The sequence below is a fragment of the Aneurinibacillus uraniidurans genome (assembly GCF_028471905.1).
GTDB classification, from domain to species: Bacteria; Bacillota; Bacilli; order Aneurinibacillales; family Aneurinibacillaceae; genus Aneurinibacillus; species Aneurinibacillus uraniidurans.
In genome coordinates this window covers 1,664,375-1,675,435 of sequence record NZ_CP116902.1, presented here as the reverse complement: position 1 = coordinate 1,675,435, position 11,061 = coordinate 1,664,375, and the positions used below count along the sequence as shown (strand labels likewise).

The following is an 11,061-nucleotide window of genomic DNA, read 5'->3' as shown; positions in this document are numbered from 1 at the left end:
GATGAAAGCATTTAAAAAAGTCAGAGCAACTCCTTATGCTCTGGCTTTTTTAGTGGAATTATCGCCCCGGATAGCCTGAGCCTTGATATGGATATGGTTGTGGATATGGCTGCGGGTATGGTTGTTGATATGGTTGTGGATATAGCACGTACTGCGACTGCGACTGTTTATTGTTGAACAGGAACGGTATTAAGAACAAAAACGGCAGAATCGGCCAAAATCCACCTCGTTCGTCATAGTAACCATAATGACCGTAATAATTGTATGCGACTGGCTGCACCGCATATGGCGCTGCTTGCCCACTTATCTCTTCCCCTGCGTTCACTGACTCCTCCACTCTCTCTTTCACTAGCTCTGTCGTCAGCTCGTTTTCTTCCATTATGATTCTCCCCACTTTCCCATGTAGTGTAATGCTTCCCTACCACATTATGTTACGGGCGGGCAAGTGTCCCCATACGCGAAGAAAATGGGCATCTTTAACAAGGGAAATAAAAGATTAACAGGAAATTCATTGAATCCTGTATGATTTTTACATATCATAGACCATGAGTACAGACAAAGAGATAAAAGGAGTGAAGGCATCATGAAAGTTCCAGTAGGGATTTCGAATCGACATGTCCACCTGTCACGTGAGCATCTTGATGTTTTATTCGGAGAAGGCTATCAACTCACAAAAACAAAAGATTTAAAACAAACCGGGCAATTCGCAGCAGAAGAAACCGTTAGTATTAAAGGACCAAAAGGAAAAATTCATCATGTCCGCATTCTCGGTCCAGAGCGAAAACAGACGCAGGTAGAGATTTCAAAAACAGACGGCTATGTATTAGGTGTCAATCCTCCGATTCGCGATTCAGGTGATTTAGTAGAAACACCCGGCGTGACCATTATCGGACCAAAAGGTGAGGTTACCCTTCAGGAAGGATTAATTCTCGCAGCTCGTCACATTCATATGAGTGAAACAGATGCTGCTAAAATCGGGGTAAAAGATAAAGAACTCGTCAGCGTGCGCGTAGCTGGAGAACGTTCCTTAATTCTTGAGAACGTGCTATGTCGCGTTAACAAAAATTTCGTACTCGAATTTCACGTCGATACCGATGAAGGAAACGCATCCGGTGTGAAAAATGACGATGTTGTCGAGATTATTAAGATCGATTCCTATCATGAAGTCGAAGTCGTCGAAGAAAAAACGATTCTGCTCTTTAATTGCGGCAGTTCTTCGATTAAGTACAAGCTATATATCATGCCGAATAAGCAATTACTTGATTCTGGTGTGATCGAAAATATTAAACAAGAAGACTATGAACACGCCTTATCTACCATTGCCCAAAACATGCAGAAGTATTCGATTGACGTGATTGCGCATCGCGTTGTACACGGTGGAGAAGACTTTGCGAAATCAATCCGGATTGACGAAAATGTAAAAGCTACCATAAAAAAACTAACCCCATTTGCTCCCCTGCACAATCCGGTGAATCTAGCAGGCATTGAATGGTCAGAAAAGCTGTTTCCTGGCATACCGCAGGTGGCGATTTTTGATACCGCCTTTCACCAGACGATGCCTCCTGCCTCGTTTATTTATCCGATCCCGTATGAATATTATGAGAACTATAAAATTCGTAAATACGGCTTCCATGGATCCAGCCACCGTTATGTAATGGAACGGGCGGAAGTGTTAATGGAACTGCCTAAAGAAAAGCTGCGCCTCATTAGCTGCCACATTGGAAACGGCGTCTCCTTGACTGCGATCCGATACGGGGTGTCCTATGACACTACGATGGGCTTCACACCAATTTCCGGGGTAAGCATGGGCACACGCAGCGGAAATATTGATCCAGGCATTATTCCGTACCTCGCTGAGATTGAACAGACCGATATATCCGGGGTAGTCGGTGGGATTTTGAATAAGAAGAGCGGATTGTTAGGACTCTCTGGCAAGTCCAATGACATTCGAGATATTCTCCAGGGGGTCAGAGAAGGAGACGAACGCTGCAAGCTGGCCATTGATAATTTCACCAAAAACATTCATTCGTATATTGGTCAGTATTTAGCCCGGTTGCACGGAGTGGATGGGATTATTTTCACCGCTGGGATTGGTGAGAACAGTGCGGAAATTCGCGAGCGCATTTGCAGCGGCTTTGAGTATGCCGGTGTTGTCATTGATCAGGACGCGAACTACCATGCTAAAGGGGAACGTTTTATTAGTACGAAGTTCTCTCCGATCAAAGTAATGGTCATTCCGACGAACGAAGAATTAATCATGGCCCGTGATGCTTATCAGCTTGTAACTGAGACGGTGAGCGTCTAACATAAGCGGGAGTCCCCTACTAAGAGGACTCCCGCTTTATTCATCCAACTATTTTACAATCAGTACTGGACATTCTGCTAGTTGCGATACCTTATGGCTAACACTACCGAGCATTACTTCTTTTAATCCGCTCAGGCCCCGGTTCCCAATCACGATCAAATCCACGTTATTTTCTTGCGCAAACGTCACGATTTGATGCGCTGGATCGCCTGTTACGTAATGAGTGATTGCCACCACTCCCTGCGACTCAGCTGTCACTTTTGCCTTGCCTAGTAAGGCTTCTCCTTCTTTTTTGACCACTTCACTGATTTCATCATATGCTTGCTGAGCAATATATCCCGCTCCTACAAACGCGTACGAGGATACGAGTACATCTTTACCGATGTGCAGCACGTTTACTTCTGCTTTTTGCTCTTTCCCAATTGTGAGTGCAGCTGCTAATGCTTTTTCGCCCATTTCAGATCCGTCAATGGCTACTACAATTTTTTGAAACATACTTCTCTCTCCCTAACTGGCAAATTTTTAGTACGCTTCTATTGTACACCATAATTTTGATCTGCTTATGACCGAATTTTCTTTATTGTATCCCGCCATTTTTTTCGACAATCTGCAAGGCTGCATGATGCTTACTTTCTTCTACCACTACTGTAAGTAAAATATCCCGGCCTATTGTATCATCCTGTCCCCCGTCACTCATCCCGCTTGCTCCAACATCTGCCGCTAACAGAACACCTGCATTCCGATTCGTCACATCTGCCCCCAGTGTTACATCAGCCAGAGACGACATGTTTCCGGTAATCGGGTTCATGACACGCTCAACACCATCTCCCGGAAACGGGGAAATGCGATCGATCTGCATCGCAATCGTTCCAAGTGTCTCTAGTTCTGCCTTCGCTTTCTCCGCTTCTTCCGGGCTTTTAAAATACGCCAGTATGTTTTTTTCACTCATCCTGATCCCTCCTTCGTTATTTCTTTATTTTCCATGAGTGCTTGTTTTTTTATACAAAAGCAACCTCTTGCATGTACATACGTACGCAGCGTTCTCCCATAGACTTTCTTCCTCTATTGCGGTAAGTTTGAATAAGGGCGTGTTTGATACAGCCAGGACAGATCGGAGTAACTCTGAAAGGATTATCATAATGAATGTAGATGAACGAACAAAATCCGCACAACGAATCCTGATTATGACCTCTGTCGCAGCAGAGAGAGATGCGGTATTGCGCGGACTTCATGGAAACAGCCTATTCGACGTCCGAGTCGGCGGCGTTGGCCCGGCATCGGCCGCAGCCAGCACAGCAACCGCACTCGCAACCGCATCCTACAGCTTAGTTATAAACATGGGCATCGCAGGTGGATTCGTCGGACAAGCTGAGATCGGATCGCTCGTTGTAGCGAATGAGATTATCGCTGCCGATCTGGGATCACAAACACCCGACGGCTTCATAAGCATTGATGAGCTAGGCTTCGGCTCAGCCCGTGTTCCGGTGGATGTCGGTGTGGTCAACCAAGTGGCGGAAGCGTTGCAGGCGGCGGGTCTGTCGACTACAATCGGTCCGGTGCTTACGGTATCAACTACAACCGGAACCGCAGCAACTGCTCAGGAGCTCGCCGCACGCGTGCCCGGTGCTGCCGCCGAAGGAATGGAAGGATACGGCGTCGCAACCGCAGCACAGCAGCACGGTGTACCTGTCTTAGAAATTCGCGCTATCTCAAATCCAGTCGGTCCACGTGACCGGGATGCATGGCGGATTAAAGAAGCCTTACAAACACTCGAAGCAGCTAGTTCAGTCTTAATGGAGGTTTTATAATGAAAATTGCTTTTTCACCTTGTCCAAATGACACCTTTGTGTTTCACGCCTGGGTACACGGACTTGTGCCCGGTGCGCCAGAGCTTGACGTTACATACGCAGATATTGATATTACGAACCGTTTAGCTACCAGTTCTACCGGACCGGACGTGCTTAAAATTTCGTATGCGGCTCTTCCGTGGGTGCTGTCGGAGTACGCACTGCTTCCGTGCGGTGGAGCGCTTGGGCGGGGCTGTGGGCCGCTCGTGCTGACAAAAGAAGATCGCCATGATCCGGCGGCTCTCTCCGGGCTGCGGGTTGCTGTACCGAGTGATCGATCAACTGCCTATCTGCTTTTCCGATTGTGGGCTGCGCAAAATGTGCCTGGCGGTGTGGGCGAGATTGTCGTGATGCCGTTTAATGAAATTATGCCTGCTGTACGGGATGGTTTGATTGATGCTGGGCTGGTTATTCATGAAGCCCGTTTTACGTATCCTGAATATGGGCTGAATTTGCTTGTTGATTTGGGGAATTGGTGGGAGGCAGACACTGGTTTACCGATCCCGCTCGGTGCGATTATTGCTCGTCGTTCGATGGATCTGGAGTCACTTGCAAATTGGATTCGTGCTTCGGTGCAGTATGCATGGGCACATCCGAAGGCGTCTTTGGAGTATGTGATGGGGCATGCGCAGGAGTTGTCGCCTGAGGTGGCTCGGGCGCATATTGATTTGTATGTGAATTCGTTTACCGGAGATCTAGGGGAAGATGGGTATGCGGCTGTGGAGGCTTTGCTTGGGCGGGCTGCGAAGGAAGGGCTGGTTCCGGCGTTTGATTTGGGGTTGTTGCGCTAATCTAGCTATATGCCAAAAGATAGGCTTTATGGTTGGTGGAATTGACTAAGCTTGGTGGTGGAAGCGGAGAAGGGAAGAGCCAGTCACTTTGTTACGCTTGGCAGGGATGTGAGGACTGGCCGCTCCAGGGAGCCTGCGAACTCGCCCACAAAAGAGGAAGCAGGGATGTTTCTCAATGAGATGTTGTGGGCAAAAGCCCGTTCACCTGCCCCCTTCCGCTGGGTGGCGCGTAAAGGCGTTCCTTACTCCTCCCTTCTCCGCTTCCAACAAGTTTTATTCCAGACCCATTAAGCGTAAGTTTTGGTATTGAAAAGCGATCTGACCAACAAGAAAAATAAGGACATGCATAAACACCATAATACTGTACTACTGTAGATTTTGTTCGTCTGCTTTGTAGTCAATACGAGTATTAGCGTTAACCTCAATGCATTCTAGAAAATTGTCAACTAGAAATGAATCAATCATGGCTTTTGTTCCTCCAATTAATGTAAAGGTAAGGTCATAATCCGTACAAACACACCAACTCTTGTCTTCGGCCCACCAGTATGTTGGAGAACCGTTTACATTTTCATATTGGTAGAATCGCAAAACATCCTCAAGATTCCCTTTGAATAGTTTACCATCCGTATTTATATCCTCAGTCCAATCATTTGTCTTAAGAAAATAATAATAGAAGTAACATTGTTGATTCTTAGTAAAAGGTAAAAGCAACTCTATAATACGTTTACATGTGTCTACATCAATATTACCTTCTTCAGCACCAGACAAATACCGTGAAAACTTCTGACCACAAGCACGCCAAATAGTTTTGATGCTTATTTCTTTTGTGTATTGTAGTCCATATTCTTTCGCAAGGTCTTTGTACGAAATCCGTCCACCTTGTATAAACTCTTCATTCTCATTGTCACTGTTCCACATGATACTTTTATCAATGACCAACTTGTCAGTATATAGAGGATGTAATAGTTTACAGTAAGCTTCGTAGCGTTTGGGTATACAACAAGAAACAAAATTTCCGTTCCAATCTTTGCTCATGGCTTCAAGTTTATCGGTCTCTTCTGCAATCCATTTATAATGTTCTAAACTTTTTACTTCGTTCACTTTATTCTCCCAGTGAGTTTGTTACTAGTACCATACTTCGCAATTAGGATGCAATAACTTAAATTCCTTTATCTCATCAATTGGAATGTCCGTTCTAGAAACACTTAGTATCTGCAATTTATTCAAATTTAAAATCGGTTTAAGCGTTTGGATTTGGTGGTCGGGGATATAGAGCTTCTCAAGATTCTTTAAATCTCGTAATGGCTCAATAGTTGTAATGCTATCAAGAGGGGCTGAGAGATCTAGCTCCCGAAGTTCATAAAGTTCTGCCAAAGGTTCAATATCCGTTATCTTACAAAAGTCAGCATATAAAATTTGTAATTTTTTTAGTTTCTTTAATGGTGTTATGTTGCCTATACCAGTGCCAGAGATATTTAGATACGTCAATTCACTAAAAATTGATAGCACTCCTATATCTGTTACTTCTTCATACAAAGTATCTTCAAGGTCAATATTTTTTACAGTAAGAGGATTTAACATGTAGGACTCATATTTCTCACCAAAGAATTTTAATAATGCTTGTTCGATTTTCTTCATCCAGTTCCTCCCCAGATATCTTTTTAGATTAATACATAATTCCACTATTTAAACAAAAACCCTTCCACATTAAGGAAGGGCCTAAACATTGGAGTACCTTGCTTTAATTTTTCTTCACTAACAGTGAACAGCACTCCACATGCCCTGAGTACTCCTACAGACATCTACTTAAACTTTAAACGGCGGCATCCTCAAAAACACAAGTATATCACCTGCGTTTTTACTATTGCGATGTGGAAACCTATTCAAATATCTTATCTATCGTGTTTGATGGGTTTTTGATAAAGTCGTCCCATTTATCTAGAATCTTAAATTCCTCATGTTCATAATCTGCGATAGCTAAGCACTTTCCTTTTGGATACCAGACTAAAAATCCTTCAGCCGAATAATTGTCTACGTCACTTAATAAATCTAAGAACTTATACCCATTCCACTTTACTTCCTTACAATCGACTAAAGAATTAAAAATAACATAGGAAGCATACTTGTTATTAATGTCGAGTCTTAAGTTATTACCACAAAGAAATTCTACTAATTTTTGAGGAAGTTTATAAGATTTTAATGCTATCAGCCTTTGCTCTTGATTATGCCATTCCTCAGGCTCTAAGGCTTTTATGTATTCCATCATTTCATGATTCTTATTCTTTTGTGCCGCCGAAAAAGGTCTTTCCCCATAAGCATCTTTGATGGTAACATCCGCCCCATGTTCAACTAGTAGCTTAACCGTATCGAAATCATTATTTTGTGTTGCTACGCAAACTGGCGTAGAATTATATGGAAAGACCATATCTGGAGTGTGATGATTCACATCTATATTTTGATCTAGTAGTATTTTAATAGCTTGATAATCCCTTTTATAAACAGCACTACGTAAAATTGTGCCATCCTTCTTTACATCAATTCCGAGGGATATTAGTTCAATCATCAAGTCATATCTTTTATTAATTAGTGCCCTGTGGATAGCATTAGACCCAACGTTATTAACAGCATGTAAGTCTGCACCATGTTTAAGAAGTACTTTTATTGTTTCTAGACTACAACTATCAGCGGCGGCGGGAATGACGGCTTTACCCTTCATATTTAACTCTGCTCCATTTTCAATTAAAAAATCAACAACCTTTAGCTTGTTATAATCCAAGGCTATTAGAATCGGCAATTCCCTAACGTATTTGCCCGCTTGAATTTCTTTATTAATATTCCACCCATTCTCCAACTCTTTTCTTAATCCATCGATATCCTCATCTAATATCATATTAACTATGGGGGTTAATTCTGTATTCTCACTAAACAATTTCACTTATTGTACCTCCTAACTGTCTGTGGTATAAAATTGCAAAAAAGTTCATTCTCAAAACAAGAAAACAAGATTTCTGTTGGGTAATTGCTGGTTAGGAATGCTCTGCGCCTTGTCTGCCGGCATAATAAGGTTCTCCCGGATCTATATCGATGACAACCCGGTGCGGTACGGCTAGCCCGTATTGGTGTTCGCAGCGCCAGCGCATCTCTTCGGTGAACCCAACTGTTTCCCCGTCGACAATAACGTCCCCGCGGTCGAATAAGTAATAGGCGATATTAAGCAAATTTCCGGCTACTTCATCAGGCTCCAGATCGTAATAATGACACTGAACATCCGGAATGCCAAGCGCGGCGAGTCCCAATGAATCCATCAGACCTTCAGGGCGGCCGCTGCCTGTGCCTTCAACATTATAAAAACGAATGTTCAGCGCACCATATAACAGTTCTCCTTCTTCAATCGCCGCCAGATAAGCGCTAGGTTCGACGAGCTTGTCGCTTTCCCGGAAATAGATGGCGTCACAAGGCGCCGTTTCCAGCACTGCCCGCAGCGAGCCGGTGAACAGCTGCAGCCGCGATTTGGGGTCTAGTCCCGATGCCATCATGTCGATCAACAGTAGCGAGTGCTCGCAATCACTAACGACTTGAGCGGCTTCCTGCCAATGCCAGGACTGCTGAATGGCCGTCTCGTAGTCCGTAACCGGGCGGCTTTCTGTATCCATCAGGCTGGTTTGCGCCGGCATTTCGCCTTGCGAATATTCAACCATATAATTCAAATGGAAAAAATGCAGCAAATTCTGATCTTCCTGACTGTTCGCTTCCCACACAGCAAGTCCCACGGCATCCGAATGATGTTCTCCGCGATCAACCTTACCTGTGTAAAGTTCCATCTTCTCGTAAAGCATGTTTCGGTCCAGCTTCGGCGGCTGCTTGTATTTTAGCTCCACAGCGTACACCCGGGCAAAACCAAAGTCCTTTTCCTGTTCAACCATCTCATTCGCCTCAATATCATCTTTCACCGAAACAATTGCGTTTGGCTGCACAGTCACTGATTTCTCTTCACGGTTTGTTAGGCCAACCTCGTGACGGCTCCATTCTAAAAGCATCAAAGTATCTTCATCATCAGGATTAAGTTTATTCGCCATTTCGAATGCTGTTACTGCGTCCTCATATTGCGATAGGTAGTAGTAAGCGTAACCTGCACGGAAATGCCAAATAGGATCATGTTCGCCTTGCGTTTTGATCATCAGAAGCTGCTGCAATGCTTCATCGTAACGTTCCAGGTTATTTAATGCTCTCGCTAAATGGCCGACTAAATCATAGTCTCTGTCCTGTTCGGGAAATTCCGCAATCTTGCCTACTATTTTTTCAAATTCATCATCTTCATGCCATAGGTTTAGCTGTTCCAACAGGTCTTTTTCCATAATACTACCTCCTTAGTTTCAAAAAGCCTCTTAGATATTTTTCTATTTATATTTGGGAACCCCCCCTACTTGGCCAAAGGAAACCAACAACGGACGACATTTAATGTGTAGTTAATAAATGGAATCCGATACGCCAGCATGAAAAACGAATATTACGCTGGTTTATGTCAAGAGTAACAAACGGCATCATGGAAGCTATAAGCAGCTCCTTGTTTTGCTCCAACCGATATGGTTGGGGCTTTCTTTGTGCGTACAACAGGATATTTGTAAAATTTCAGGCGGGTAAGATAAGCCTTAACTTTGGCTCAGAAGCAATTGCCTCTTCATCAGGCAATGGGGTGAGGGTACAACAAAGGACGACTGTCTATAACCGCGCCTGACTGAACTTATGGTCAAAAAAAGAAGCGGGACTTCTCCCGCTCCGTTGCTGTATACGCCAATACACCTCAACTATTAGTCTTTCCTGGCCAACAGTGAGCAGTACTCCACATGTAACGGGTGTCTACTCATTCCCCAAGGGAAACACTAGCTTCTCCGTTTACAACTTCAGTCTCAAAATGCAAACCGTCTTTGTCATCCATAATCATACGTCCGTTATATGGCTCATTATTTTTGAATTTCCCTTTAAAATTGATGGAAAGACCTTCTTTTGTTTTTCCGCTTAAAGTCCCTTCATAAAACTGTCCGTTTTGCATATTTCCCTCAAAAGTCATATTATCGCCATCGATCATACCTTGAAATTTAAGCGTACCAGCGAAGGGTTCTCCCTTTTTTATCTCGCCAGAAAAGTTAATGTTCGCTCCATCTACTTTACCTACCATAGAGCCTTTTCCGTTATAAGGGGCTCCATTTTTAAACTCTCCAGTGAAGTGGAACGTAACTCCATTAATTTTTCCGTCTATTTTTCCCTGTCCATTTGGTACACCTTTTACAACTTGACCTGTATAAGTAAAGTCTTTTTGCTTAATTGTAATCGTCGTAGGCCCTTTCTTCTGTGCTGTGCTCTTCTTTGCGAATACTGCATCAGCATTGCCCGGAAGTGGACAAAGAATGATACCACAAGCAATGGCCATCGATGTAATAAGACTAATAATGTACTTCAAAATAAACTCTCCTTTTCATTATGTAATTTTTTTCTACAAATAAATAATTTCTCCATTTATTAACATCTTCCTTCTTTATATAGGGAGCTTACTAAAAATAGATAAAAAGTTATGAATAATAAGACCCACTTTCACTCCCGCACGGGGATCATTACTGCCTAATCTCCTCTTTTACGAATTGCATCAATAAATCTCTTAATGTCGAAATATATTCATCTTTTCGCAACTGCAGCAGGCCTATTGGGATAGAAGAATCGTTCAATTCGACGTCTATTTTCACAACTTCTGATGGCAGATGGGTCGAATCGAGAACGACTCCAACGGTGGAAAGCCTCCGAACAAAACCGGGGATCGCTGAAATTTGACTCACTGTATACAGAAAGGTGATCTTCTCGTTATATAGAGGTTCAAAATGAAAGGAAGCGGGCTTTCAAAAGCTAGTGGCTACCCGAGCAAATCCGTTCTGGGGATGAGAGTTTTTTGTAAACCAAAACGTTGTGCGGGGAGTGGGAGAAGGGAGGAGCACAAGCGCCTGTACGCGCCTACTCAGCGGAGGGAGAACGGCGAACGAGCCTTTGCCCGCAACTCTTCATTGAACGGGCATCCTAGTCTTTTCTTTGCGGGCACGTTCGCCGAGCTCCCGGAGCGGACAGTATAAGC

At 43.7% G+C, this 11,061-nt stretch carries 11 protein-coding genes and 1 pseudogene; 4 read left to right on the top strand and 8 right to left on the bottom strand.

The annotated features are described in order from the left end of the window. Window positions 1-58: 58 nt before the first annotated feature. Window positions 59-379: a hypothetical protein gene (locus PO771_RS08395; RefSeq protein ID WP_272562813.1), complete on the bottom strand. Its 321-nt coding sequence runs from the start codon at window positions 377-379 to the stop codon at window positions 59-61. A 204-nt stretch (window positions 380-583) separates the two neighbouring features. On the opposite strand from PO771_RS08395, the pseudogene PO771_RS08390 reads away from it, so the two are divergent. Together PO771_RS08390 and PO771_RS08385 are read left to right on the top strand one after the other, a co-directional pair. Beyond that, window positions 584-1,132, top strand: a pseudogene (locus PO771_RS08390) (phosphate propanoyltransferase); the annotation flags it as partial. Between the two features lie 108 nt (window positions 1,133-1,240). Beyond that, a complete protein-coding gene (locus PO771_RS08385; protein WP_272563130.1) occupies window positions 1,241-2,305 on the top strand; it encodes an acetate/propionate family kinase in 1,065 nt (354 codons plus the stop codon). Between the two features lie 48 nt (window positions 2,306-2,353). On the opposite strand, the gene PO771_RS08380 is transcribed toward PO771_RS08385, so the two are convergent. Then, window positions 2,354-2,800 carry a universal stress protein gene (locus PO771_RS08380; protein WP_272562812.1) on the bottom strand — a complete coding sequence of 149 codons (447 nt, stop codon included), beginning with the start codon at window positions 2,798-2,800 and terminating at the stop codon, window positions 2,354-2,356. Window positions 2,801-2,882: 82 nt separating this feature from the next. Then, on the bottom strand, window positions 2,883-3,254 hold the full coding sequence (locus tag PO771_RS08375; protein ID WP_272562811.1) for a hypothetical protein: 372 nt from the start codon (window positions 3,252-3,254) through the stop codon (window positions 2,883-2,885). Between the two features lie 190 nt (window positions 3,255-3,444). Here PO771_RS08375 and PO771_RS08370 point away from each other — a divergent pair, with 190 nt between their 5' ends. Both PO771_RS08370 and PO771_RS08365 read left to right on the top strand, forming a co-directional pair. Beyond that, window positions 3,445-4,113 (top strand): futalosine hydrolase, encoded by a 669-nt coding sequence (locus PO771_RS08370; RefSeq protein ID WP_272562810.1) that lies wholly within the window; start codon window positions 3,445-3,447, stop codon window positions 4,111-4,113. Next, window positions 4,113-4,943: a 1,4-dihydroxy-6-naphtoate synthase gene (locus tag PO771_RS08365; RefSeq protein WP_272562809.1), complete on the top strand. Its 831-nt coding sequence runs from the start codon at window positions 4,113-4,115 to the stop codon at window positions 4,941-4,943. Before PO771_RS08370 ends, PO771_RS08365 begins: the two co-directional genes overlap by 1 nt. 366 nt (window positions 4,944-5,309) lie before the next feature. Here PO771_RS08365 and PO771_RS08360 read toward each other — a convergent pair whose 3' ends face one another. The 5 genes from PO771_RS08360 to PO771_RS08335 all read right to left on the bottom strand — a co-directional run bounded on the left by PO771_RS08360 (window position 5,310) and on the right by PO771_RS08335 (window position 10,401). Beyond that, window positions 5,310-6,044 carry a hypothetical protein gene (locus PO771_RS08360; protein WP_272562808.1) on the bottom strand — a complete coding sequence of 245 codons (735 nt, stop codon included), beginning with the start codon at window positions 6,042-6,044 and terminating at the stop codon, window positions 5,310-5,312. A gap of 24 nt (window positions 6,045-6,068) precedes the next feature. After that, on the bottom strand, window positions 6,069-6,581 hold the full coding sequence (locus PO771_RS08355; protein WP_272562807.1) for a leucine-rich repeat domain-containing protein: 513 nt from the start codon (window positions 6,579-6,581) through the stop codon (window positions 6,069-6,071). 241 nt (window positions 6,582-6,822) lie between these two features. Continuing rightward, on the bottom strand, window positions 6,823-7,878 hold the full coding sequence (locus PO771_RS08350; protein WP_272562806.1) for an ankyrin repeat domain-containing protein: 1,056 nt from the start codon (window positions 7,876-7,878) through the stop codon (window positions 6,823-6,825). A 91-nt stretch (window positions 7,879-7,969) separates the two neighbouring features. Continuing rightward, window positions 7,970-9,298 (bottom strand): DUF4261 domain-containing protein, encoded by a 1,329-nt coding sequence (locus PO771_RS08345; RefSeq protein ID WP_336297952.1) that lies wholly within the window; start codon window positions 9,296-9,298, stop codon window positions 7,970-7,972. 506 nt (window positions 9,299-9,804) lie between these two features. Further along, window positions 9,805-10,401 (bottom strand): MORN repeat-containing protein, encoded by a 597-nt coding sequence (locus PO771_RS08335; protein WP_272562805.1) that lies wholly within the window; start codon window positions 10,399-10,401, stop codon window positions 9,805-9,807. Window positions 10,402-11,061: the final 660 nt, after the last annotated feature.